Genomic DNA, 24,667 nt, shown 5'->3' with positions numbered 1-24,667 from the left:
GTGTCAGGTGAATACGGTAGACAGACCGGTGAACTGCCGGGCAGTAAGAGTGAGCACCTCTTGGCGCAGTTTCACTGCCGGGATTTCCAGAAGCTTCGTTCCGGCGGAGCGAAACGGTTTCAAACATGCCGCGATGCGTACCCGGGTGCGTTCCGCGCGCGGTGGCAGCCCTTCCAGACCTTCGAGTGCATCGAGCAGTTCAGCGACCGTGCCACTCGCAGTCCAGTCCGCGAGCGTACGCGGACCAATCGGAAGAAGGTGCGCATGTCGGGCCAAACCAGACCCTTTACAGTACGGACATGCCGCTTCCCGGCACGATGTCCGGATGGCGTCACGCCACTCGCTGTTGCCGCTCCGGTCTGCCTGCTGCAGGACGGAAGTTATCAGTCCGTCCCAGGAAAGCCAGTGGCCAACCTCGCTCCCGTCCATACCCTTCCCCTCCTTGAGGAATGTGCCGTGCCCGGGACGGATCCAAAACCCTTGAAGCAGTGCCAACCGCTGCTCCTCCGGCATTTTCGTCCAGGGCAAGTCGACCCACAATCCTTCCGCGACCATCCGGCGGAAGAACGGTAGCATTGTCGAACGGCGCACTCCCCTGAGCACCGCCAGCGCATGGGTGCCAATCAGGCCCTCGTCAGATACCCGCAACCGCCTGTCGCCGAGAAGAAGCGATTCCGCGAGGTCGGGAACGGTCCCTGTTCCGTTGCAGGCCCGGCAGCGCCCGGCGGCACCGAGCCGGCTGAAGTGTGCCGGCCCCGGCCGCCGCGGCCCGACGCATCCGGTGTCACGGTCGATGAGCCGGTCGCCGGCGCTTGCCAGAACGGCACCGTCAGGGCCGACAAGCTCGACGTACCCGTTTCCCAGCAGCGCGGCTTCTGCAAGAACGGTGTCGAAAGCAGCGTCTGATGCTTTCCCGGGCCACAACCGGGGCCCGGTCATACGTACTTCCAGCGCATTGGCTCCAAGCGGAGCCGGGGGACCGAGTCCCATGGCGGCCGCATGTATATTCACTTCCTGGACTACCGAGACCGGAATTTTCCGCCCCCAGACTTCCACGGCGTCCAGAAGCGGATTAACGTAAAGCTGCGCGTCCGGGTGGCGTCTCCACTGATCCAGCAACCGCGAGGAATCGTTCGCGTTCTGACGGAAGGCGTCGAGTGCAACCGACGCGATCGCCCGGTCGAGATCGGCCAGCTCGTGCGCACGCCGCCTGTCATCGCGGGCGGGAAAGATGGCAGCCGGGCGAACGACCGGACCGTCGTCGGGAGGGGCCACATCATGACCCAGAATCTGCCGGATTTCGGCCCTTGCGCCCGAGGCCACCGCAAGCGAGGCGGCACTCTCCACCTGCGAAAGAACTTCACGTGCTCCCGCAGGGTTGGCCTTCCGGGTGGCACGCGCGCGCAGCGCAAGGCCAGTCGGCGTGTCGAGACGGGATACTACGGACGGAACTCCGGCCGCAATGATATGGCCCCCAGCGGGACCGCCTCCGGGGCCGAATTCGATAATGTGGTCGGAGCGTGCCAGCAGCGCCGGCTCGTGCTCGACCACGACGACCGTGTTGGCGCCTTTCGCCACGATATGTCGCAGCGCTTGGTAGAGGCGGTCGACATCCTCCGGATGCAGCCCGCATGCAGGCTCATCGATGACGAAGAAGGCGCCCTCCCGCCCGTGTCGCGAGAGCGCACGGGCAATGCGCAGCCGCTGGATTTCGCCGCCGCTGAGCGTATCCAGGCTGCGGCCCAACGCGAGATGTCCGATCCCGAGTTCTGCCAGTTGCGCTGCAAGATCGGACGCGATCAGTGACGGCGCGCGGTCACCCAGTTCGGACACCGGCATGGCCAGCAGCTCTGCCATGTTGAGTCCGTGGAGCCGCACGGAAAGGACGTCCATGCCGAAGCGTAGGCCGCCACATACCGGGCACGGCCCCCCGTCAGTTACGGTGCCCACACCAAGGCAGTGCTGGCAGCGGCCGCGGCCGGAGTTGGTGCCAAAATCGGCAGCGAGCAGCCCGAGGGCGCTGGCCTGCGGCGCTGCAGCGAATTTCTGCCGCAGCGGAGCTGCCACATCCAAAAATGTGGCGACCAGGCTGCGGCGTTGTGCCGGTACGGGAGACTGGTCCAGTGCATGAAGTGCCGAAACCGGTTCGGCCCCTTTCACGGTCTGCCATGTTCCCCGCAGCATTCTGAAATCCTCTGTGTCGACCTGTTCGCGTGGCAGCGCAAGGCGCAGCGCGGGCACAAGTACGCCACGCACGAAGCTCGACTTGCCAGACCCCGAAACGCCGGCGACGCAGGTAATTGTCCCAAGCGGAATCCGTACTTCGGCAACGGACACGTTGTTGATGCGTGCGCCACGCACAGACACCCACTGCTTCGGTGGCGCACTGCGCCCAGTCACGGAAGGACGGGCTTTGCCCGTACCCTGCCATGCCCCGCGATCAATGATCCGGCCGCCGGCAGGGCCGGCTCCCGGCCCCAGTTCAACAATGTGGTCTGCCTGGCGGACAAGGCTCTGCCGATGTTCGCTCATGACCACGGTGTGACGCGTCGCCGCCTGCACGATGGACTCTCCGAGCCTTGCCAGGTCCGCCTCATGCAGACCACGTCCGGGCTCGTCCAGTACGACCAGCATACCGGTCAGGCGGCTGTTCAGCACTGCAGCCAGCCTGATGCGGCGCGATTCCCCGTCACTGACTTCCAGCATGCTACGGTCTCCGGAGAGGTGTCCCAGCCCCATGTTGACAAACGATTCAGCTATCCGGGCGACGTTCGCCGTCATCCGTAGAGCCTCGCGTCCGTCGCTGCGACCTCCGGAGGAATTTTCCAGCTGACGCCAGGACGGGTCGCACAGGTCTGCCTGCAGCGCGGAAAAAGGCATCGACAGGAGCTGGTCGATGGTCCGTCCAGCTACCCGTAACGCACGGGCAGACGGATTCCACCGTGTGCCCGCACAGACCTTGCACGGCCCGCTTCCGACAAATGGCCTTAATGCCTCCCCGGCTGCTGTTGGACGTGCAGCACGTTCCAGAATGCTCTTCCGGAAGCCGTCATAGCGGTGTGGCAGGCTGGCCTTTTTACGGGTAACAGGGTCGATGTCGGCCACCGGCTCCGGACAACCGTCCAGAATCAGAGCGCGGGCGCTTTCCGGTAGTGCAAGCCATGGCAGATCCGGATCGAATCCGGCCCGGCCGCGTAGGCCTTCGATGGTCGAATGCTGGATGTTGACATGGCGGTAGTTCTTGGCCGTCCACAGTGCAAGGGCACCCTCATGCATGGACCTTTCCGGATGGGTAACCAGTGCGGTTTCGTCCAGGTCCGCAGCAGTTCCCAGTCCGGCGCACACAGGACACGCGCCGCTCTCTTCGTGCAGTGGAGCATTGAAGGACAGCAGGTGCGCTCCTGGCGCACGAAAGACGTGCGGCGAATCCGGATGCACACGGTGCACGCGCGAATCGAGACCGAACGAGAAAGCCCGGGCGAGTTCCGGGTGCCGGCTTTCGGAAAGTTCGACAAATACTCCGCCGTTACCGGCTGCCCAGGCCAGTTCGAGGAGCTTCAGGAGTCGGTCACCGGATCCTGGCCCGAGCACGACGTCTCCAACCTGTGCCTCGATGGTATGCCGCACATCTGCCCTGAGCGGCCTAAACCGGTTCAGACGCATTGGCGTACCCGTTTCGATCCGCCTGCCCCGGTCGGTCTCGCTGAACACCACTGCTTCCGCGAGCCCGGCGGCTGCAAGCCGGCGCACTGCTGACTCCCCGGTAGTTGCCTCCTGACGAACCGGGACCGCCCACACGGTGGCACGGCCGCCAGCATGCCGCGAAAGCCAGCCGGCAAAGACCTCAGGGCCCGGCGCGGGCAGCGGTTTGCCTAGGTCATCCGCAAACGGTTCGCCAAAGCGGACAAACAGGCGCCGGAGCAGACGAAGTAGAGGAGTCGCCGTGCCCACGGTGCTGCGCGACGATGCCTGAAAAGCGCGCTGACCGACGGTAACCGCCGGCGGAAGCTGCCCAATGTAGGCCGTGACATCGGCACCAGACGGCCCGGTTTCCACATCGATGAAACGGCGCATGCGGCTGGCCGCTTCGCGCCCGAGCGTGTCATCGATCAGCGAACTTTTTCCGGACCCGGACACGCCAACTATGGCCGTGAGCGCATTCACCGGAATCTCCAGCCCGATCCCGCGAAGGTTGTTGGCGTCGGCGCCGACGATCTCGATGCAGTCCGGGACGTTCATGCCGGCTCGTCGAGCGTATGAAAGACGCTAACCCGCCGGGCGGTAAACCGGCGCGGGTATTCGAGGAAGCGCACGGTACAGGCGCCGCGCTGGTGCAGCGCGCGCCGGTTGCTGACGAATAGCAGCTCTCCAGGCGCGAGGTCGATCGGCCGGGATACCGCCAGGGCGGCTTCATGCACGACATCCAGGTGCGTCTGCAGGGCGGCCGGACTTTCGAAACCCAGTCCACGCGCAGCCTGCAGGCTTTCGGGATGGAAACGGATCGTGTCTCCGTCGACCAGAACGCCCGACCATCCCTGTGGCGACGTTTCGTTCACCATGGTTATGCGGTCGCCGGTCAGGAACCGGACCGTTTCGCGCTGCCCAGCTGATTCGAGCCTCCGCAGCAGGTCGGCGACACGGGCCACCCGCAGTTGCCCGAATTCGGGTGCGCCAGGGTCACGCTCGAGACACTGCATGACGGTGGCCGCTGGCGGCACAGGCGCAGTATTGATATCGGTGTGGAAGAAACCCGATGCAAGCGTATGCGACAGCGCGGTCGTCCAAGGCGACATCCGGAAATGCTTCACGATCTGGCCACCTCGATACGGCTTGAGCTCGCCGAAGCAGGCGGCAGCTACAAGCAAACCGGTCCTGCCATCGTCAGTGGGCGGGACATTGCGAATGACGGCATGGTCATGCATCCGCCATTGGGCGGCCACCCTGAGGCGCAGCGCGGCGAGACGTCCGATGCTGTTACCTTGCGCTGCCTGGTCCAGCACCGCCTTCTCGATCGCCTGCAGGGATCCTGAGCGGGCGCACTCTGCCTCGACGAATCCGGCCTCCGAATCGGTAAGAAACACTTCCGGGGTTTCGCTCATTTGTGCACCAAACGGAAGAGAAGCTTGTGCCGGAACTGGTGGTCCAGCAGCGTGGAAACACTCGGAAAGCTGAACGGGCTCTCGGCAGGGTCATGGGTCGCCCAGCCACTTTCGCGTAGGGGACGTACGCTGGGCAACAGGCCATGCCGTCCCGCTGCAGCCATCAGCGACATGGGCGCGTGCGTAAAGGTCACTTTTCCGTCGTCTTCAAGAGCTGACTTCCATACCGGCCATACAGGATTCTCCGCATGGCATCCCGTGACAATATATGCCCTTCCCTTCGGAGCCAGGACGCGGGCGAGAGCAGCGGCAAATTCGTCAAGGTCTGGCAGCATGAAGAGAACCTCATGGCAAACAGCCAGATCTATAGCTCCATCTGGCACCTGCGCCCACTGCATCGGAGACAGCAACTGCACACGTTGAGCAACAGATTTGAGACGAAGCAGGGCTCGGGAGCGGGCAGCTTGGATCGGCTCGATGCCGGTCAGCTCGTCCGCACCCCACAATGCGGCAATGCGGGCAAGCAGTCCACCCCGGTGACATCCCACGTCAAGTACCCGCCGGGGCGCGCATGCAAAACCGTCTCGGCGGATATGGTCGAGCATCGCGTCCCAGAAAACCGCATTGCGGCTTTCCAGGGCATCGTCGTCATCCTGCGCCGAAAAGAACGAGGATTCGGTCATCTCTGCCCGGCTTCAGGGACACCGCTGCGGCTTGCAGCTACGCGCCTCGCAGTCTCCAGCAGTAGGATCGGTTCCGAAATGCCGGATGAACAGGTCCACCGTGTCGGCAAACGCGCGCTCGAGGTCTGCATGGTCATCTGGTCCGCGCATGCCGAAATAGGGATAGTGATGAAGCATCTGGCCGAACAGCAAATCGCAGTCGGCCGCATACTGGCGGGTATCCAGGATATGGGCATGCCAGAATTCGTCGACCGGACCATTCGGGCAGAGCTTCCGGTCCGGATAGCGAATATTCAGGGCCAGGAACCTGCGGTAGAGTGTTTCGGCTTCATCGCAGGCGTCAGCAGTCCAGCCGTTCTCCTCGACCAGTTTGCGGCGCACCATGCCGAAATCGATTTTTGAGACCATTTCCAGTGCGGCCTCGAGCTCATCATCGCGCCGGACCAGTCCCTGTGCCTGCTCAAAGGTGAGCAGCTGTTCTGACAATGCTGACATGCCATTCCCTAGTGTTGTTGTGGAAATTTATTATAAGAGCAAGCAAGAAAATTCGAAACAGGATTTATGACAGTCGGCGAATCAGCCCTGGTGCAAATCGTAGGATAAGCACCTCGTTATATACAATTTAAAGGCATTTCCATTTCACGTAGCGTTTTGATGGTATGAGCCGAGGATTGGAGATCCCGAAGTTCTTCCCAGATAGTCTTGGCACCGGGTTCGCCATCGCCTTTCCTGGCCAGGAAGCCGCCGGCACGGGCGATCAAGCGCAGTACGGCATTGAGTCTGGGCGCGGGAGGCGCTAATTGCTTATTAAGCAGATATGCGGCCTGGATTTCCTCCGGGTCGAAGAACAGTCCGGCGTCCTGGTCGGGGCAAGTTCGCGCCATCCGCATCAAGCATGCGATGCGCCAGGCGACCACCAGATACAGCGCCAACGCGCGCTCGATGCGCTCGATCGTGCCTGGTTGAAGTTGCTCGACTTTGCAGCCGTTCTTGAGCACGTTGAACAACATTTCGATCTCCCAGCGGGCGCGATGCCAGTCGATCAATTCGGCGACATCGGCCGCATTGGCAGCGGCCCGGCTCGTCAGTAACCGCCATTCGATCGGCTTGACGCCAGGAAGAGCATTTACTTCACGCGCAGTGATGCAAGTGGCAGTCAGCGCCTTGCCCTTGCCCATATTGAGTTCGACATGACGTGCCCACAGTTGCTGAAGCACGATGCGTGCCTTGGTGCCAGGCCGCGCGGCCAGAGAAAATTCGATGTCGCCCAGTGCCTCGCCTTCGGTGACATGGGGCCACAACTTGTCGCTATTGGGCAAGCAACGGTCTTGCGCGGCGCGCACGAGCCAGTCGGCTGCACGATCCAACTGCTGCGCCCGTATCATCAAGGGCAACATGTCTGCCTCGCGGTCGGCCACATACACCAGGCGTGTCGTCGGCAGACGCGGCGCCAGCCCCGCCAGGCGCTCGTCACCTTCGATCCAGCGCAGGCTTTCCTTCGGGCCGCCCCGCTGGCCGGTGGCGTCGCGAAGTTCGCGCGCCCACATCCATACGTCCAGAATCCCCAGCGGCTCGCGCGTCGTCGTCACCGCGTAGGTCGGGTTCACATACATGCCGCGCTGCGCCTCGTAGCTGAGTGGTCCGAGACCGCGCGTCTGCTGCCCGTTGAAGTCCAGTTCGGTCGTATCCTGCAGACACAATACCACTGCCTGCTCGGCCATTCTCTGTTCCGTTTGCTGCCAGTGCGGCTCCAGGATTGCCTGCCAGTCGACGCCGGCATTGTCGAAAAAGCGGTACGCCGCCATCGTCTCGCCCCAGCCATTACACGCTTTCGGTACGCTCGCCGTCGGTGTCGCCGCCATCGTTTCCATCAGTACCTACGGTCGCCGGTTCAGGCGCGCGTCGCCTAGATCGAGTTGCCGGAATTCCTGCTCAGCCTACGTCGCTCTGTTGGTCAATTGCGCCAAGCAAAAGACGAGGGGTAAACGTGATTTCGCCGGCGTTTTCAAGGCCCGCCCGACGTCAACGGCGCACTTGTGTATAACGCGGTGCTGTAAGGGCGGCCAGTCAACATGTAAGTGTTTTTCGATAGCCGCTAGCGAATGAAGCGAAGCCTACTGCGCAGGCGCAGGACACAAGCGCTGGCGAGACGGCAGCTCAAACTGGCCGTACGAAGCCACGCATTAATCTCGACCCCGAGCAGGAAGCTCGTGTGAAAAAGACTGTCTGGGACCGCATCGTCAAAGGTGCGACGGCGGGCGCGGCTTTGGGCGCCAAGATCGGTAAGTCACTCGGCAAATACGGTGAGGCCGCCGGCGCCGCATTGGGTGCGATCGGCGGGGCACTGCTGGGATGGCTGCTGTAGTACCGCTGCCGTGTGTCAGCTGCGTAGCATGGAAAATTCCATGCTACGCCGGCCATTCACGCGAAATTCCAAGGCATCGCCAAGCAGTTGCTGATAAGTCCAGTGCCCCTGTTTCGTTTTGCGATAAAAGCGCTTGGACTCACAACCGGCGCGGCGGCAGTGGCAGCTAAAGCTGCCGTTTTCTTGTGGCGTAATGAGGGCCGTGTCACCGCATACTGGACACTCACGGAGCGCTTGCACATGCTGCGCCTGCCGCTTGAATGCCTGCGCCAGTTGTGGGCGAGTATGTTGATCGAACAGGTTTTGCATGGTCAACACGTCAGTCGGCGCCAAGGGCGAGAGCACCCGCAACTCGTTTGCTTGCACGACGATCCCCTGCACCTTTTGCCCCTCTTCCGCAACAATCTTCGGCAGCGGTTTGATGGGCATCGCATAGTCGTCCAAGAGTGCTTCGGTGAGAATGCGGTCGACAAGATGCCCCATGTGTTCGACTACGTAGACATCCATCGGCGACAGACGCAGACGATCACCAGTCAGCGCGCGGTCAAGGGTGTCGTTGAGCTCAACGCCAGGCCAGCACAGGCGGAAGTTAGTGGGGATGGCGATGTCGGCGGGTAGATCGTCGGGGTAGGCCCAGGGCACTAGGCCGAGCTTGACCTCGCCATCCATACACAGGAACCAATTCAAATGATCCCGGCGCACGCTTAGGACATGCCCTGCCCACGCGCCCTCATCGGCATGGTCTAAACCGTAACGACGCAAGGCGTGGCGCAGAACCAAGCCGACATACTCACTATAGTCGGCTTCGCGCTGTTGGTTGGTATATAGGCGTTCTGCTGGGGACTGGTGGGCAGCTTGGATCGTCTGGCGCAGCGCATCCCACAGCAGGCTCACGTGCCGGTAGTGCTGGTCGTGCGTCAGGATATTGGTTTGATGGAGCGCTTGCCCCACTTGTCGTTCGCGTGCGACCTCAATATAGAGGCCCCGCTGTCGCAAGCCTTGCAAACTCTTGAGGTGCTTAGCGACCGTGTTTCGCGTCTTCTGCGTGGCCTCGAGCTGCTGGGCGGTCGCCGCCGGCAGATAGGTCTCGCCCCACAAATGGCAGATGTCGTTGATTAGGCGATGGTTGAGGTCGGTACTCGACGAGAACGCTAGCGACCGTTCTAGGCGCTTACACAGGCGGTCGAGGCGCCGCAGGCGGCCCGACAAATAGTGCACCAGCTTATCTAAGAGCCGGGCATACACGACGTTTTCGTAGATGGCATATTCGTCTTCACTAAAGCGCGCCAAGACGCGCTTCGGTTGGATGCCTTGCAGCGTTTGTCGCTGCCAGCATTCAGAGCGCGACGCTAGGTGCGTGTAGGTCTTATTCGTGAGACGCCGGGCGCGCGACACGTCGGTCACGGTTTCGTCGTAGCGCAGATCGATTCGGGGACGTTTCGAAATCGCATGCAGGTGGCCAGCCTGTAAGACCTCTTCGAGGAGCAACTCCAAGTCGTTGAGGTGGTTTTCTTCATTGATGAGGGCGGTCGGAAGCAAGGGCGATGGTAAGGCACCACCCTGCGCACCTGCTTGCGCAATGCTGTCTAGAACACGGCCTAGAAAAACCGTGTCGTCGCTGAGCGCAGGATCGAACTCGCAAAAACGCGTCGTCTCGCCGTTCAAATTGCAGCGCTCGCTTCCATCATCGCTGAGCAGGTCGCCGCTCGCCAACTGTGAATGGCCATTGAATGCGACCACCTGACCCAGAACATAGCGTCCTGGGTGAATCAGCTCAGGAAGTCGGGTCAACGATTTGCTATTGATCCGGTCGTACAGCTTCATAACATCTGTTCCTTGTGGCGCCGGTCTTCTTCGATCAGCTTCCTGGACTTCGGCGCTTCGCCGCCCACGGCCACGCAGAAGTTATCGAAGGTGTCTTGCAGCGTGTTCAGGGTGTCGAGCGTAATGTCGTAACGTCCCGTTACCTTCCCGCTGCGCATGACCCGGGTCGACAGCAGATGGTCAAGCGCATCTTGCTTCGTCGCGCCACACGCCATCATCACGGGAATAAAACGCTTGGCTTGGCGCTCGAAACGGTTACCCCAACCAAGTTTGAACTGTTCCTCGAGAAGCGAAGTCAAGGGGTCACGCTTCAGTTGGTCGAGCAAATCGCTCACCTCATCCACGTGACGGGTCACCGCCCCTTTAAAGCGTGTTTGCAGTGAGGAGTACGAGTAACGGACAGGATCTAATTTTGGAATCGGGAAGCGCTTCTCTTGGCGCGGGAGCGTCATCACGTGAGCCCGGTCATAGGTCTTGTCGGCCAGTTCGCTGGTGGTCTCGTCGTGGTTTGCCGTGCCGATGAACCAGATGTTGCTAGGGACGCGGATCTTGCGTTGTTCGACCAAGAGGCTTGGTGCTTGCGGTACCGCGTGTTCGCTAAGCGTAATGAGACGCTCTTTGTGGCTGTTCTTCTCCAGTGCGGACAGAAACTCGGCAAAGTACTGTTCTGGGCGCGACAAGTTCATTTCATCGAGCAGGATCACGTTGCAGCAATCCTTCCAGGCGTCAGTCTGGGCTTTATAGAGCGCCTGCAAGCAGTCCTTCTCATAAAAGCGCTTTTCGAACGCGTTGTAGTGTCCGAGTAGGTCATCACGATCGCGCCACCCAGCTTGGACAGCGATATCCGTGCAAAAGCCGCCCATGGCTTTGGCGAAGGCCTTGGCCAAACTGGTTTTACCCGTACCGCTAATCCCTTGGAACACGTGTAGCTGACTCATCGCTAAACCACCGAGCAATGCGCGGATGTCGTCGATCTGGTAGTACAGCTTCGTGCCGAGTTCCGCGACCGCGATGCGCTGCTGCAATTCGACAGCGAAGGCGGCCAAGTCGTCGGGCACAGGTTCGAGTGTGGGTGGGATACGGAAATCGGATTGCGCATCCATGTCAGTCAGTTGCGGGAAGGCCGACTGCGTCTTGGTTGCTGAGGTCAAGCTGTCGACGCGGGCTTCCAGATCGATCAGCGCTGCGCTAAGCAACTGTCTGTGCTTTTCAAGGCCACGCTTTTCCATCGACAGTGTCTCGAGGTCGAGCGCGCCCATGCGCTTACGGCTCAGCTCAGCTTTGGCTTGTTCGTGTTCTTGGCTCAGTTCGCGCAGATTGCCCTGCAAAATCGACAGGCGCTCGCGCAAGCCCTGGTTCTCGGTTTCAAGGCGCTCCGCTTCTAGGGCAGCGCTATTGCGGCGTAGCGCGCTGTTCTCGCGCTGAAGGGCTTCGAATTCATCGAGCAGGGCTTGTGGTTCGCGGTCGCCAAAAACGTCGCGAAGCGCCCGCAAGCCATCCGCTTGGCGCCGCTCGGCGTCCAAGTCTTGGCTCATACGCGTCAAACGTGCTTTGTACCCGTCGACGATCTTGCGATGTTTCTCTTGTTCGTCTGCCAGCTCGCGCTTCCTATCTTCGTCGATTTGTTGACGCTCTTCCTCGAGAGCGTTGGCATCGCGCTGCACACGCTGCTTGGCGCGCTCGAGTTTGGCGGTCTCACTTTGGAGGGCTTGCGCCCGTTCTTCTAACTCAGCATCGCGGACTTGCTGCGCTTGATTCAAACTACCTTTGAGCTGATCAATTTCCTTGATCAAGACGTCGCGCGCGGCCTCCAAGGTGCGGATGTCCGTTTTGAGACCGTCTAGCATCTGCTGTTTCGTTTCGACGAAGCCGGTGCGCGCGTTCAGTTCGCGCGCTTCGAGCGATATTTCTAGCTCTTGCAGCCTTGCCTGGTGTTTGGCTAGCTCTTCAAAGCGCGGTGCTAGACTCGCTTCGCGCTCTTGAAGTGCGCGTTGTGCGGTTTCGACTTGTTCACGTTGCAGGCTTAACTTGTCACGGTCTTGCTGCAGGGCGTTGATTGCACCTTCGTGCTGCTGCTTTTGCTCATCGCGCTGCCGTTCGATCGCTGCCTTGTCGCTGTCAACTTGTGTGAGCCACGCTGTGCGCTCTTCGGACAGCGCATCGTTTTTCTTTTCCAGATCCTTGCAAAAGCTGGAGAAGCGCTCAAGCCACGTCGTGAATCGTGTCGCGTTCTCGGACGGTAAGCTGGCCGATAGCTCGTCCAAGAAGCTTGCGTCGATGTTCGCTAAGGCCTCGGGTACCGGTTTGTCCATCACCTTTGCACCATTGAGCATCGCTGCCATGTACGGCGGCACCTTGACCGTGTTCGTCGATTGCGTCGGCTGCGGGGGACCGGCCTTCTGCGTAGGCATGTGTGGTTTCTTCTTACCCATTACATCCATTCTTTCAATTGCGCTGTCCAGTCGAGGGCGAACTTCGCTGCCTGGACAACTTCTGTCATGTGAAATTCCTTACCGCTCGCGTGCGTTGCTTCATTGCGCGATTTCGCGAGCTGCAAAAGACGGCCAAGTGCCAACGCCTCTGGTGCCAGGTGCCGGAACGGGTGTTCTGGCCTGTTTAGCGTGGTGAGGAGTGCGGCGAACAACATAGCCTTGAGTGACTGGTTAGCGCCACCTAAGGCCTTACGTACCAAGCTTGTATCTTGGTTGGCCAAGCTCCGGATCAAGTCTGGCGTCAATGCTGGCAAGTCCAATTCCTCGAGCAAGCCTTGATTGAGGGCTGGATCGCGGTGCTTGGTTGGCGGCACCACATCGATGCTGATGGGATAGCGCCGCACAACCCACTGGCATACTGCCTCGCACAATTTTTGGGCGTCTGTTAGCGCGCTTTCGAGTTCATGCCTGCCGAACGCCTGTTCCATCACTCGCGTACGCCAGCTAAGGACGCGGAAGTAACGTCCGATCAGCTTTTCTCTCGCGACCCAGGGGTGTTCGGTCAACAGTTCGAAGTCAAGTTCTTGCTCGAGTTGGCGCAGCCATTCCTTGACGTTCTGCTGTTCTGGTTGGGGCTTGCCGATCATGGTCGCAAGTCGACGCATCAGCCGGTGTTGTCGCGGATGGCTGAGTAGACTGTCGAAGGTGTGGTCTAACCATGGCACTTGCTGCCGTAAGGCGAACGGATCACATACACGCCACGGCCTGTCGCCTGTCTCGTCGGGTGTGACCCAGGTCAGCATGTACATGGGCTCGGCCTGCTCGTGCATGAGTTCGATACCATGCGCATGCACTTGGGGCTCCACCTCAATACCACCGTACAGTTGACGCGCATTGAAATGGTCGAGTCGATAAGCGTGATACGCCTTCTGGATATCGCGACTGTCAAAATGCGCTGGGACGTCTCGATCCGCGCTGAAGACGTGTGGCTCGATGTTCTTGCGCTCCGCACGTAGCGGCTTGAACACGGGGAGCTCCCCAGCCGCCGCGATCGACTCAATTTCATTGAGGCCATCGATGCTGACGATGCGTGGCCAAAACGCACCACTGATCGCGTCACGGAACAGCACCCCTGCCTTCAAGTCGATATTTCGGTCCTCCTCATCGTCGAGCAAGCCAACGCCGTTCGCTGTCGGTCGACCTTGGCTATCGATCCAGTTTTGGCTATTACATTGGGCCAGGATCAGCAGCACCATTTGCGGATGTAAGCCCAGCAGACTCGCCATCTCGTGCGCATCGCGGCAACCAGCGCGGGCTAAGCCCAACACCGCGCGCTGAAACAGGTTTAAGCTTTTTCCTTGTGACTCCGCATACTGAACGCGATATGCGTGCACGGGCCATAGAACAGCTTCGCCACGCTGCGCGGGCGCTTTGCGTAATTGCAGGTAGCGTTTAGCGAATACAGCCATGCCCCCCCCTGCACAGTGTCGCGAACGCCGCGAGGGCTGGCACCGCCTCTTGTGCTTCTGGACCCTCGGCGAGTGCGAGGTCGCCCACGACGATTAGCAGTTTGCGCTGGCGGCTCATTGCCACGTTCATCCGGTTGGGGAGGCGCAGGAAGCCGTATTTGGCGTTTAGTTGTGCTTCGCGCTGCTCGGCGTCGAGCGTTTCGGTGTCGGACTTCTTGCGGCTAGTACGGACGTTCGAGAGCAGCACAACGTCAAACTCTTTGCCTTGGAAGGCGTCGACGGTGCCGACGCGCAGTCGCTCTTCGCCGTCGGCGGTCATGCGGTAGGCTTCGGCTGGCTCATAGCCGTGCTGTGTCTGCACCATGATGCGCAGCTTTTCGAGCTCACGCATGATTTCCAGGGCTTGGGCGCTATAGAAGGTGATCACGCCGATAGACACTTGGTCCGCCTGCTTGAGGAGACGTGCAACCTCTTGTGCGACCGCGCTAGCCTCTTCTGCACGAATGCGGCTAGTACCAACGCGGCGCTCAGTGCCTAACTCGACGGGCACATTCAGCCAGGCACATACTTTGTTGTCATAGCCCTCGAGCGTATGACGGAACACATCGGCCTCTCGTCCTGACTTCACCGCTTCCATGCCGACCGCTTCATAAAAATGTTGACTGACGAACTTGCCCAGCGCCGGATGCATCCGGAACTGTGTGTCGAGCATCACTACGCGCTGCACTGCGTCTTCTTTTTCTAAACGTTGAAGTTGCACGCGTAGGCGCTCGAACAAGCTGGTTTCAAACGCTTTGCGTTCGACACTAGTGAGCTCGTTTTGACGGGCGACTTCTTGTTCAATGTCCGGCTCGAGTAAGTGGGGAAGTTGGCGATCGTCGCCAACGAGAATGATGCGGCGCTCCGCCATGGCCATCGGGACGAACAGGTCAAGCGGGTTGGCACGCGCAGCTTCGTCGATGACGACGGTGTCGAAGGAAATCGTTGCGTGCTCAAGCCCAGCTACCTGTTTGAGGCTGCTCATTTGGTTGCCGGCCGCTTGCTGGCACGTCGCGCCGACCACCATCGCATATTCTTCGGTTGTACTTTGGGCCTGCCACGGGTCAAAACGAAGGGCGTTACTCAACTGCGCGAGGACGCCGGCGATGCCTCGGCGGCTGGCGCTCAAATTATGCTCGAGTGCCTTTTCCAACTCGGTGAGTAGACCCCGACCCTCATCATCGAGGCGGCTACGAATCGATGGCGGGCGATAGTCTGGCAGCAGACGATCGAGGAGTTGATCACGCAGTTGCCGCAAAGCGGCAAGTGGCGCCTCGTCTGGCGTGTCGGCGTCGGCAGCGTCGTACAACACTTGCTGTTCCGCTTCGCTCAGCGCGACCTTTCCGCGGCGCAGCGCCCGAATTAAGGCGTGAGCGCGTGCATCGCCATCATCGGCGAACCCGACCGGTTCGACCCGCAGCGCGCGCACGCGCACGAGTAGGGCGCGACGGTCGCTCGCATCGCCGTTCCCTACTTCGCGCGATTGCTGGGATTCTAAATATTCCGTCCACCGTGACTCCAATTCGGACGGGATACGTACGCCGCAGTCGGCCGCCTGCGCCAACAATGCCGCGATGCGCTCTAAAGCTTGCAGGCGCCCAGTCGCATCCAGTTTGGCAATGCGCAGCAGTTGAAATTCATGCCGCAGCATTTTCATATGCTTGAGCAATGGCTCACTACGTTCGAGTTCCTCGACACGCTCGTCTAAGTGTTTCGCGCGCTCTTGGCCCCAATGTTCAAACTGAACGCTCAACTTTCCACTGCTCTGGCGGCCACCAACGCGCACCGGCGGCAAGCCAAACACATTGCTGCGGCTAAGCGCGTTATCGACCGCATCGTGCTGGTAACTGCTGATCAAAACCTGTCCGCGCAGGCTACGGCCCTCCCCTTCTTCTGCGAGGCGGCGTTGCAGCGCCGCGATAACCTGGGTTTTGCCAGTCCCGGGCGGCCCGATGATTAGGGCGACGTCTGGCGTATTCAGGGCCACGCGCAGTGCATCGCGTTGACGCTCGGTGGGCTTACCACCTTTAAAGGTTTCCTGCGCATAGGCGGTGACATCCTTAATTTTTCGGTGCCGCTCAACGGGTACGGATACGCCTTCTAGCAAATAGCGCAATTGGGGTAGACGCTTGCCACTGTCGATGGCGCGCTTGGCGTCCTCGCGCCGTTTGCCGACAGTGCGCTCGCCAGCGAGCGAGTAATAGACATAACCCGACCTCGGTGGCTTATCCCCTTTGCGTCGTTCGTCCGGTACCACTAAGATGCTATCGCTTTCGAACACCAGATTGCCGCGCACAGAGCGCGTCTGCGCCGTTGCGTCGGGTAGATCAACGGTCCAGTCCGGCGCATTGTCCGTCACCTCAACCTGCGTCGAATCGGCCATGCCCAATTCGGCCCAGCGTTCCTTAAAGGCTTTTAATGACTCACTGCTCCTGGGGATCAAGCGCCATGCGTTACCGCCTCGGTATTCGAGGCCCTCATAGTCTTGATAGGACAGCGCACCAAGGCGGCTCGCCTCCTCTTGTGCGCGTTTCCAAGACAAGTCGTTATACAACTTCCACAGTTCGAGGTAAGCGGTGTTGTTCTGCAAGACGGCCTCGAGCAATGCTTTCTGCGCTGGGTCTTCTAAGCGTGCTGCGGCGCTCGCATCGACAAATGCGCTCGGCCCCTCAAGAAGAGTGAGGCGCGGTGCACTGGCTGGGCGCGGTGCCAAGTGCTTGATCAAGTAACCCTGGCCATTGATCGACTGGACGTCCGCACGCCAACGCCGACCAATGACTTGGAAATTCGCCGTCGTGCCATTCGAAAACCGAGCAACAATCAGTTTCGGGGGAGTAGTGTGGATCAAGAATTCATTGTTGAGCCAGTCGCACGCCTGCGTCACATTGGCGTCGACGATTTCTCCTTTCTGCTGCAAGGACTCGGCGATGACGGCATCGACACCAATGTTGATGGCGCCGTCCATTCGCTCACTCGGTGAGAGGAAGGCCATAAAGACGTGCGTGGTAGTGGCGCGCGTCAACATCCAAAGCGTTTCGCGGCGCCTTGCCAGGCCCTCAAACAAGAGTTTGTCTTTACCCGGCCGCACCGGTTTGACGACGGCATTTTGGCGGATGAACCACTGCGCGCCCTCTTGGAAAAATCCGGCCTCTTCGTTTGGTGTCAGACCGTCTTCTCCCTCGGGGCATTCCAGGGGCACGATGTTACTCGCCAGTAGTGGGAAATCATGCAAGTTCATCGTGTCACCATTTGACGCGCCAAGCCATATGCGGCGCATCGATCTGGCCGGCATGCAGGATATAGTCGGGACCGGCCTTTCGGTCGAGCGAGACCGATTTAGCGAGGCGCACGACTTGCGCGCCACGCTGCAAGGTTAGCGGTACCTCAAGCGGCGCAAACGTCAGCTTGCCGTCGGCAAGCGTGACATTGACCAGCGGCGTGAGGGACTCACTGGCCCACATCGACGGGATACTCCGTCGCAGAGTCAGCGATTGCTGGGACTGCAGTACGAGCGCGCGTCCCGTTTTAAGCCAGTTGTCGGCTGTGCTGTGCTCGTGCCAATCAGGCAGATGGTCAAGCGGAAGGAATTGATACTCAATAAAGATCACGTGGTCTGGTTCGAGTTCGTGGTCGCAGAAAGAGCAGCTTTTCGTCGGGTTGAGCAGATAGGTACTGGTGCATGCGCTGCAGTAAATCATCCGCTCCGATGCTTCGACGATGGCCTCTAACCACTCTGTCATCGCAGGTCGGGTGTGTGGGTCGGCTAAGCCGGCTTCGAAACAACGCGAGAACAACTGCGCCATCTTGCTGGTGCTCGTTAAAGACAAGGGGATACCAAGCGAGCAAACGTTACTTGTATCGCTGCTATGTCCGATCCATGGCAGTGTGCCGGCAAGCGCTTGCTCCTCCAGTTCCAACTCACCGTCGTTCACGACGTCACCTTTGAACGGGTGGTTTCCCGTCAAAAGCTGAAAAGCGAGAACAGCAAAACTCCAGACATCGGTTCGCGTCGAAAAATCTGCACGCCCGGCGACGAGCTCAGGCGCGCCGTAATCCGGGGTGTAAAGCGCGCGGCACGGATTGGCTTCAAAACTAATGTTGTCGCAGTCAATCAGCCACAGTTCGGCATGATCGACCTTCGACGACACATAGATATTGTCGGGAGAGAGGTCGCCAAACAGCATCCCACGGGTGTGCAAGAGCGCCAGCGTCGTGGCCAACTGTTTTAGTAGCGCCAGACGGCGCGCTAAGCCTCCGCTTTGCAAGAAGCCCTCAACGCCTTCGTCCTTGACCTGCTCAAGTAAGCCTGTGAGTGGGGTCAGACCATCCATCAGTTCCATCACATAGCCCGCATCTGGCGCCTTTAAGAGGGCCAAGGGTTTGGCAATGTGTAGGCCATCGAAGTCTTGGCGCATCAACCAAGCCAGCTGATCCATCGAGCGCTGACGCTGCTCGTTATCGCGCGTCGACAGTTGTTTGATCAGTACTTGGGGCTGATCGGTGCGCCAGACGCTGCCTTGTCCTCCTTGACCGAGTTTGTCGGTGAGGAGATAGGTATGGTCCAAGGTGTCGGTCACTTGGCGAAGATTCGTATCGGGCTTGTTCATCTAGGCTGTTTTGAAGATGGCGACCAGTGATTTGTCATCGCCATGTAAAGGGGTGGACCACTCTTCTAACTCGCGACGCAACCAGCGCTGGGCATTGCGCTGGCTGCGGCGGCGCACCTTGTTGAAGACGGTCTGGTAAAAGCCGTCGAGTGCGTCTGGCACAAGATCATCGGAAATCCCGTCCGTCATCAGCACGACACCATCCCCGGGCTCCGATAGCGTGCACCTTCCGTGCTGCCACTGACCCGGCGCGTGGGTGTCATATAAAGCCTGGGTTTGGTTGCCATAACCTTCGCGCGGTGGCGTGAGCCGGTAAAAACGTCCGCTCTGTCGAAAAAGGATGAGCCCGTCGCCAAGCTGCCCGAAGGTCGCAATGCCGTCGTTTTTGACTGAGAGCCAGAGGCAGGTCGTCGCCACGTCTCTGGCTGGATAGCGCGCGGTCTGCGCGCGCCAGTTGGCGTGGATTGCTGCATTGATGCTGCTAGGATCAATTTGGTCGGCGCCTCGTAATACTTGGCGGGTTGCCTGCGTGGCGGCCTGCGCGCCAATATGGCTTTGACTGGCTGAACCCAGCCCATCGCAGACAGCAGCAAGCCAGCCACCACACTGCCCTCGCAACATCAAGGCATCTTGGTTGGGCAGTTGCTGCGCCACGTGGGCTGGACCACGCACACTCGTTCCTACGACGGCAAAACGCATCAGAATTCGATGTCCAGTGGGTCGTCTTCCGGCGCGTCAGGAATCACGAAGGGGGTCGCTTGATCAGGCACGGGGCTTTGGCTCTTGACCGACACACTCATGGTCACCGCGCGGAAGAAGCGCTGAATGTCGCGCACGTTGTGCGCCTTAAAGAGGGGCGCTTCGGGGTCGTTGGCAAAGCCGCCAAGCATTGCTTCGTCCGCATCGGCGCCAATTGCCATGGCGTAGCGCACGGCCTTTTGGGCGCGCTCTGCGCTCTGCAGACGTGCGAAAGGCTCTTGCCAATCATCGGTCGGATGGCCGTCAGAAACCAGCACGAGGACAGGACGATAGGCGCGCGATGGAATTTGGTCGCGGTCTTCGAGCAGGGTCCTCGCAAGTTCAAAGGCTTGTCCCATAGGGGTGCGGCCTTGTGTTGTTAATGGCGCGACGGTGCCGATCTGGTTGGCAGGCGTAAGCGGCAAATGCATCTTGGCGACTTCGCCGAACGTAATCAGGCTGACCTGGATCTCCGCACGCAGGCGGCTCTGTTCGGCGAACGCTTGCACCATCTCCTTGAGCGCAGCATTGAGCGCTTGAATCTTACCGTCCGACTCCATACTGCCGCTCACATCGGCCAGAACAATCACGGGCAAAGGCCGTGCCGTCGTCATTTGGAACTGCTTGAGTCCGCTCATTGGTTTTTTTCCTTTGTTGGCAGAAGTGCGGTTAATTTCTTGTGGGGCGCTGGGCGATGCCTTGTCCCTGTTGTCATTGACATAGCGGCTGACAATGTCTTCACTGTATTTAGCAAATCCCATGGCGCGATCCTTGAGTTAGGTGTTCATTCGTTGGACGCCGTGCAGGCGCTCATCTGCGCTCGGCACGATGTGCTCTCCTTGAGCAACTCGGAGGTCCGTGTTTGGCGCAGACAGCAGGGGTATTGCGAAAAGCGTGCCAGCAGCCGCATCACTCAGCATCCTCCACCGTGAAACCATGTTTTTTAAGCCGGTGCGCGAGTGTTTGGTAGTTTTTGATCCCCAGCAGCGCTGCAGCTTTCTTCTTTTTACCGCCCGCCTTTTCCATCGCTTCCCACAGGTAATGGCGCTCGAGATCGAGCAAAAAGTTATCCAAATCAATGCTTTGGCCAATTGGTGTGAGAGAGAGACCGGGTCGGCTGGCGCTCTGTGTCAACAGATTGTCTTTGATGTCTTCGACCGAGAGTTCGGCCTCGCGGCTCCAAATCGCTGCGCGAGTCAGGGTGTGATAGAGCTCACGGATATTGCCGGGCCATGAGTATTGATGCAGAAACTTTTTTGCGTTTGGAGAAAGGAATTTCTCTTGCCACTCGGGTGCCAAAGCACTGTCGCGATTGATGAGGTCGATAAAGTAACTCGCCAGACCTTCCACGTCGCGTTCGCGCTCACGCAGCGGAGGCAGCTGCAGGATGCCGACCGCAAGGCGGTGAAACAGATCTTCGCGGAAGCTGCCGTCTTCGACCTTGCTTTGGAGGTTGCGGTGGGTGGCGGCGATGATCCTTACATCGACCGGTTCGGCGATGGATTGGCCGAGTGGGACGATCTGCTTTTGCTGGAGAGCGCGTAACAAGCCGACCTGGGCATCTAAAGGTAAGTCACCGATCTCGTCGAGGAATAGCGTGCCACCTTCTGCTTCGCGGAAGTGCCCTTTGCGGTCTTTGGTTGCGCCAGTAAAGGCCCCGGCTTTGTGGCCGAACAACTCTGAACTGATTAGGTCACTGGAGACTGCGCCACAGTTCACAGTAATAAAGCGACCCTTGCGCGCGCTGGCCTTGTGAATGGCTTCAGCGAACAGCTCTTTACCAGTGCCGGTCTCTCCCAGAATCAGGACTGGTAAATTGTGGGCGGCGATACGCTGGGCGCGTGAGATCTGCGTCTGCATCACCTTGCTTTCGTGGATGATGCCTTTGAACTCTTTAGGAACGCGGTACGGCAGGTCGACCATCCGATTCACACGTGCATCACTGCGCTGCAGATACTCGGGCAGGAAGTCACTTGCTAGGTCGAAGTCGACGTTCGCTTCTAACACTCTGCCGTCGGTGTGGGTCTGGATCAGGCGCGCAGGGAAGCGGCTCTTGGCCAACAGCACCCAAATAGTGGCCATGGCCGGTGTTCCGGGGGATAAGTGAAAGGTTCGGTGGAGGGGACCGTGTCGATCCTGCACTTTCCCTAGTTGCGCCGTGACTTCCCGGTAGATTTCAACGTGATCGATAGGACTACTAAGTGCGATTTCGCGCAGTTCGATATTGGAATGGGACGTCAACGCCTGCAACCACGTGCAATATCGGCTACTCCGTTCATAAGGATAGTTAGTCAGTAAGTGGACAGTATCGAAATGTTCACTTTTAAGCGCTGCTGCAATGGGGCCCACCCCATTATTGAGTTGTCCCTCAGCTGCTCGGTGGTCAGTCTCGCCGACCCAAGAAATAAGCCACTTTTTCATATGCGCATGATTGCTTTTTGCCAAGCAATCTTACGCGCTCGCAAACAAAAAAACTAGAAATTTTATTACTTTAGGTAGTTATTTTTTTGAACTGCACAAATGCCTGAAAAACAAGGTATGGCCTTCCCCTAGCACGACGGTCACTTTCGATAGGTATGATGTTCCTATCGGAGGCCTTACATGGCACGTGAAAGACGGTTGTTCTCAGAAGAGTTTAAGCGCGAGGCAGTCAAGCTAGTAGGCCAGCCTGGCGCGAGCAAGGCGGCGATAGCCCGCGACCGTGGCATTGGGGCCAATTTTCTGGGACGGTGGTGCAGCGACGCTAAAGTCGATGCAGAGGTCGCAGTCGGGCGCGAGAAGGTATCGACCCAGGAATATGAGCGCATGCGGCGCGAGCTGGCGAAGGTGAAGACGGAGCGCGACATATTAAAAAACCGCCCCACACGGTCGCCCGTGACCCTCATGAATAGAAACTCCGGGCGAGTACACTGGACGCACGCAGAGACCGTGACCGAACGCTTTTTGGAGGCATAGACCCCGTCAAAAAACCTGGTCCAGGGGAAGCTGCGGACTCATCTGTGGCGGCGCCACTTGGCGACCCCGTTTAGGAAGTTGATCAATTCCGAGTCCCCGTCCTGCGCCTGACTATCCAGGAGGTGGCCATGTCCCACGAACGTTCGCGATCCAAGCCCAGCGGGCTGCCGATCATTCATCCCTTCGCGGCCGGTATCGATATCGGTTCACGATTTCACGTCGCCGCAGTCAGCCCCGATCTTTGCGACGAACCTGTCCAGACTTTTCAGGCTTTTACCAGTGACTTGGAACGCATGGCCGACTGGCTGGTCGCCACCGGAACGAAGACGGTCGTGATGGAATCGACTGGCGTGTATTGGGTAGCCGCCTATGAGGTGCTCGAGTCGCATGGGCTGGAGGTCATCCTGGCCAACGCCCGCGAAGCGCGTGCCGTCCCCGGCCGAAAGAGCGACGTCAACGACGCCCAGTGGCTGCAGCGCCTGCATGCCTGTGGACTGCTGCGTGCCAGTTTCCGTCCCGGCCGCGATATTGCGGAGTTGCGTGCTTACCTTCGCGCGCGCGAAAAGCACACCGATTATTCCGCCGCGCATATCCAGCACATGCAGAAAGCGCTGACCTTCATGAACCTTCAGCTGCATCACGTCATTGCTACGATCACCGGCGTCACGGGGATGAGGATCATCCGTGCCATCGTTGCCGGCGAGCGTGATCCCGATACGTTGGCGGCGATGCGCGATGTGCGCTGCAAGGAAAGTCTAGAGACGATCCGCAGCGCCCTGGTCGGCAATTACCAGCCCGAGCACGTGTTCGCGCTGAAGCAGTCGCTTGCCCTCTACGACTTCTATCAGCAGTGTATCGACGAATGCGATGCTGAAATCGAGCGCACGGTGGGTGGTCTGAACATCGGAAAGACAGTGCCAGATACGCCGCTGCCCAAAGCCAAGCACCGCAGCAAATTGCCGAGCGATCCGAAGTTTGACGCGCGCACTGCGTTGTACCAGCTGACTGGCACCGACCTGACACAAATCCACGGCATCGGCCCATTTCTGGCGCTACGCTTCATCGGCGAATGCGGCACGGACTTTAGCCGATGGCGTACCGCGAAACACTTCACCTCATGGCTGACGCTATCACCCGGCTGTAAAATCAGCGGCGGCAAGGTGCTGTCCGCGCATACGCGCAAGACCAGCAGCCGGCTCACCGTCGCGATTCGGCTGGCAGCCGTCACAGTTGGACGAAGCAACACTGCACTCGGTGCCTTCTACCGACGCCTCGCGGCACGCATCGGCACGGCCAAAGCGGTGACGGCCACCGCCCGTAAAATCGCGGTCCTGTTTTACAACGCAATGCGATATGGGATGGATTATCGCGACCCCTGCGCGGACCACTACGAACAGCAGTATCGTGACCGCGTCATCAAACAGTTGCATCGTCGTGCCGCGCAGTTCGGCTTCGCTCTGCAACCGCAGCAATCAACAGCCAACGGGTGAGTTTCTTAGGAAGCGCTCGACTACTTCGCAGCCGACCTCAAGTGAAGTACGGCTTCATCGCCAAATATCGAACCATCTGACCAACGCGAATGATGTGCCGTCTACTCGGCGTGTCGAGCAGCGGTTTTTACGACTGGCTTGGACGGCCCGCAAGTGCGCATGAACGCGAGAATGCCCAGCACCTCAGGGCAATCAAGCACAGCTTTGACGCCAGCGATGGCACATATGGTTCGCCACGCGTAGTGCGAGACCTTATCGACGCTGGGTTCTCCTGCAGCGAGAACCGCGTGGCGCGACTGACGAAAGCGGTCGGCATCAAGGCCCGCCACAGCACCGCCGTGCGCCAGGGCAGCTTGATTCGCCAGTCCACGCCATCGCGCCGAATCTGTTGGACCGGCAGTTTGAAGCGACAGGGCCGAACCAGAAATGGGCAGCCGACTTCACTTACGTGTGGACAGGCGAAGGCTGGCTATTTGTCGCTGTTGTCTTCGACCTGTACTCGCGGCGTGTGGTGGGCTGGTCGATGCAGCCGACGATGACGGCACAGTTGGTCATGGACGCCCTGCTCATGGCCGTCTTCCGCCGCAGCCGTCCTCGCGCAGTGCTGCATCATTCCGATCAGGTTCGCAATACACGAGTGAGGATTTCCAGCGGTTGCTCGAGTCCCACGGAGTCGTTTGCAGCATGAGTCGTCGCGTTAATTGCTGGGACAACGCTGCGATGGAAAGCTTCTTCTCAACGCTCAAGACTGAGCGCCTGAGCAAAAAGCACTACCGGACCAGGGATGATTTACGTGCTGATGTGTTCGACAATATCGCGAAAGGTTCTACAATCCACGCCGGCGTCATTCCACTATCGGCTACATCAGCCCAGCACAGCTTGAAAATCTAAAATGCGCCTAACGGAAGTGTCCGTATCGGTGGGGGAAGGCCACCCTGCCGGTGGTGAGGAATATGCATGCCCACG

At 59.5% G+C, this 24,667-nt stretch carries 15 protein-coding genes and 2 pseudogenes; 4 read left to right on the top strand and 13 right to left on the bottom strand.

Annotation, left to right across the window (positions count from 1 at the left end):
- Positions 1 to 3: 3 nt before the first annotated feature.
- The 5 genes and pseudogenes from AC1DOP_RS07935 to AC1DOP_RS07915 all read right to left on the bottom strand — a co-directional run bounded on the left by AC1DOP_RS07935 (position 4) and on the right by AC1DOP_RS07915 (position 7,677).
- Positions 4 to 4,239, bottom strand: coding sequence for an excinuclease ABC subunit UvrA (locus AC1DOP_RS07935; RefSeq protein WP_477250683.1), 4,236 nt, complete (start codon positions 4,237 to 4,239; stop codon positions 4 to 6).
- Positions 4,236 to 5,099 carry a TauD/TfdA family dioxygenase gene (locus AC1DOP_RS07930; RefSeq protein WP_477250682.1) on the bottom strand — a complete coding sequence of 288 codons (864 nt, stop codon included), beginning with the start codon at positions 5,097 to 5,099 and terminating at the stop codon, positions 4,236 to 4,238. Before AC1DOP_RS07930 ends, AC1DOP_RS07935 begins: the two co-directional genes overlap by 4 nt.
- Positions 5,096 to 5,782: a class I SAM-dependent methyltransferase gene (locus AC1DOP_RS07925; RefSeq protein ID WP_477250681.1), complete on the bottom strand. Its 687-nt coding sequence runs from the start codon at positions 5,780 to 5,782 to the stop codon at positions 5,096 to 5,098. The genes AC1DOP_RS07930 and AC1DOP_RS07925 overlap by 4 nt, the downstream gene beginning before the upstream one ends.
- A 12-nt stretch (positions 5,783 to 5,794) precedes the next feature.
- Complete coding sequence (locus AC1DOP_RS07920) at positions 5,795 to 6,277, bottom strand: glycine-rich domain-containing protein (RefSeq protein WP_477250680.1); 483 nt, start codon at positions 6,275 to 6,277, stop codon at positions 5,795 to 5,797.
- Between the two features lie 116 nt (positions 6,278 to 6,393).
- Positions 6,394 to 7,677, bottom strand: a pseudogene (locus AC1DOP_RS07915) (IS4 family transposase).
- 317 nt (positions 7,678 to 7,994) lie between these two features.
- Between AC1DOP_RS07915 and AC1DOP_RS07910 the strand changes: the two are divergent.
- Positions 7,995 to 8,147 (top strand): hypothetical protein, encoded by a 153-nt coding sequence (locus tag AC1DOP_RS07910; protein ID WP_477250679.1) that lies wholly within the window; start codon positions 7,995 to 7,997, stop codon positions 8,145 to 8,147.
- A 15-nt stretch (positions 8,148 to 8,162) separates the two neighbouring features.
- On the opposite strand, the gene AC1DOP_RS07905 is transcribed toward AC1DOP_RS07910, so the two are convergent.
- From AC1DOP_RS07905 to AC1DOP_RS07870, 8 genes are all read right to left on the bottom strand, one after another.
- The gene (locus AC1DOP_RS07905; RefSeq protein WP_477250678.1) at positions 8,163 to 9,971 is read right to left on the bottom strand and encodes a hypothetical protein; all 1,809 of its coding nucleotides are present in this window, start codon (positions 9,969 to 9,971) and stop codon (positions 8,163 to 8,165) included.
- Positions 9,968 to 12,382: an AAA family ATPase gene (locus tag AC1DOP_RS07900; protein ID WP_477250677.1), complete on the bottom strand. Its 2,415-nt coding sequence runs from the start codon at positions 12,380 to 12,382 to the stop codon at positions 9,968 to 9,970. Before AC1DOP_RS07900 ends, AC1DOP_RS07905 begins: the two co-directional genes overlap by 4 nt.
- A gap of 20 nt (positions 12,383 to 12,402) precedes the next feature.
- The gene (locus AC1DOP_RS07895; RefSeq protein WP_477250676.1) at positions 12,403 to 13,872 is read right to left on the bottom strand and encodes a hypothetical protein; all 1,470 of its coding nucleotides are present in this window, start codon (positions 13,870 to 13,872) and stop codon (positions 12,403 to 12,405) included.
- Positions 13,856 to 17,149, bottom strand: coding sequence for a DEAD/DEAH box helicase (locus AC1DOP_RS07890; RefSeq protein ID WP_477250675.1), 3,294 nt, complete (start codon positions 17,147 to 17,149; stop codon positions 13,856 to 13,858). The genes AC1DOP_RS07895 and AC1DOP_RS07890 overlap by 17 nt, the downstream gene beginning before the upstream one ends.
- A 4-nt stretch (positions 17,150 to 17,153) precedes the next feature.
- Entirely contained in the window at positions 17,154 to 18,518 is a 1,365-nt protein-coding gene (locus AC1DOP_RS07885; protein WP_477250674.1) for a protein kinase domain-containing protein, read from the bottom strand.
- A complete protein-coding gene (locus AC1DOP_RS07880) occupies positions 18,519 to 19,217 on the bottom strand; it encodes a PP2C family serine/threonine-protein phosphatase (RefSeq protein WP_477250673.1) in 699 nt (232 codons plus the stop codon).
- Positions 19,217 to 20,017, bottom strand: coding sequence for a vWA domain-containing protein (locus AC1DOP_RS07875; protein WP_477250672.1), 801 nt, complete (start codon positions 20,015 to 20,017; stop codon positions 19,217 to 19,219). Before AC1DOP_RS07875 ends, AC1DOP_RS07880 begins: the two co-directional genes overlap by 1 nt.
- 148 nt (positions 20,018 to 20,165) lie before the next feature.
- Positions 20,166 to 21,677, bottom strand: a complete 1,512-nt coding sequence (locus AC1DOP_RS07870) for a sigma 54-interacting transcriptional regulator (RefSeq protein WP_477250671.1) — start codon at positions 21,675 to 21,677, stop codon at positions 20,166 to 20,168.
- A 180-nt stretch (positions 21,678 to 21,857) separates the two neighbouring features.
- Here AC1DOP_RS07870 and AC1DOP_RS07865 point away from each other — a divergent pair, with 180 nt between their 5' ends.
- From AC1DOP_RS07865 to AC1DOP_RS07855, 3 genes and pseudogenes are all read left to right on the top strand, one after another.
- Complete coding sequence (locus AC1DOP_RS07865) at positions 21,858 to 22,211, top strand: transposase (protein ID WP_477250670.1); 354 nt, start codon at positions 21,858 to 21,860, stop codon at positions 22,209 to 22,211.
- 128 nt (positions 22,212 to 22,339) lie between these two features.
- Positions 22,340 to 23,701 carry an IS110 family RNA-guided transposase gene (locus AC1DOP_RS07860; protein WP_477250669.1) on the top strand — a complete coding sequence of 454 codons (1,362 nt, stop codon included), beginning with the start codon at positions 22,340 to 22,342 and terminating at the stop codon, positions 23,699 to 23,701.
- An 80-nt stretch (positions 23,702 to 23,781) separates the two neighbouring features.
- A pseudogene (locus AC1DOP_RS07855) lies at positions 23,782 to 24,603 on the top strand (IS3 family transposase); the annotation flags it as partial.
- Between the last annotated feature and the right edge of the window lie 64 nt (positions 24,604 to 24,667).

Source organism: Massilia sp. 01N410, assembly GCF_056399665.1.
The sequence above is the reverse complement of the archived record's forward strand: the minus strand, read 5'-3'. Positions and strand labels throughout refer to the sequence as shown.

Coding starts and splice junctions, on each gene's coding strand:
- AC1DOP_RS07865 (WP_477250670.1), top strand. CDS start 21,858: ATGGCACGTGAAAGACGGTTGTTCTCAGAAGAGTTTAAGCGCGAGGCA.
- AC1DOP_RS07875 (WP_477250672.1), bottom strand. CDS start 20,017: ATGGGATTTGCTAAATACAGTGAAGACATTGTCAGCCGCTATGTCAAT.
- AC1DOP_RS07925 (WP_477250681.1), bottom strand. CDS start 5,782: ATGACCGAATCCTCGTTCTTTTCGGCGCAGGATGACGACGATGCCCTG.
- AC1DOP_RS07885 (WP_477250674.1), bottom strand. CDS start 18,518: ATGAACAAGCCCGATACGAATCTTCGCCAAGTGACCGACACCTTGGAC.
- AC1DOP_RS07900 (WP_477250677.1), bottom strand. CDS start 12,382: ATGCCTACGCAGAAGGCCGGTCCCCCGCAGCCGACGCAATCGACGAAC.
- AC1DOP_RS07860 (WP_477250669.1), top strand. CDS start 22,340: ATGTCCCACGAACGTTCGCGATCCAAGCCCAGCGGGCTGCCGATCATT.
- AC1DOP_RS07880 (WP_477250673.1), bottom strand. CDS start 19,217: ATGCGTTTTGCCGTCGTAGGAACGAGTGTGCGTGGTCCAGCCCACGTG.
- AC1DOP_RS07930 (WP_477250682.1), bottom strand. CDS start 5,099: ATGAGCGAAACCCCGGAAGTGTTTCTTACCGATTCGGAGGCCGGATTC.
- AC1DOP_RS07935 (WP_477250683.1), bottom strand. CDS start 4,239: ATGAACGTCCCGGACTGCATCGAGATCGTCGGCGCCGACGCCAACAAC.
- AC1DOP_RS07870 (WP_477250671.1), bottom strand. CDS start 21,677: ATGAAAAAGTGGCTTATTTCTTGGGTCGGCGAGACTGACCACCGAGCA.
- AC1DOP_RS07920 (WP_477250680.1), bottom strand. CDS start 6,277: ATGTCAGCATTGTCAGAACAGCTGCTCACCTTTGAGCAGGCACAGGGA.
- AC1DOP_RS07905 (WP_477250678.1), bottom strand. CDS start 9,971: ATGAAGCTGTACGACCGGATCAATAGCAAATCGTTGACCCGACTTCCT.
- AC1DOP_RS07895 (WP_477250676.1), bottom strand. CDS start 13,872: ATGGCTGTATTCGCTAAACGCTACCTGCAATTACGCAAAGCGCCCGCG.
- AC1DOP_RS07890 (WP_477250675.1), bottom strand. CDS start 17,149: ATGAACTTGCATGATTTCCCACTACTGGCGAGTAACATCGTGCCCCTG.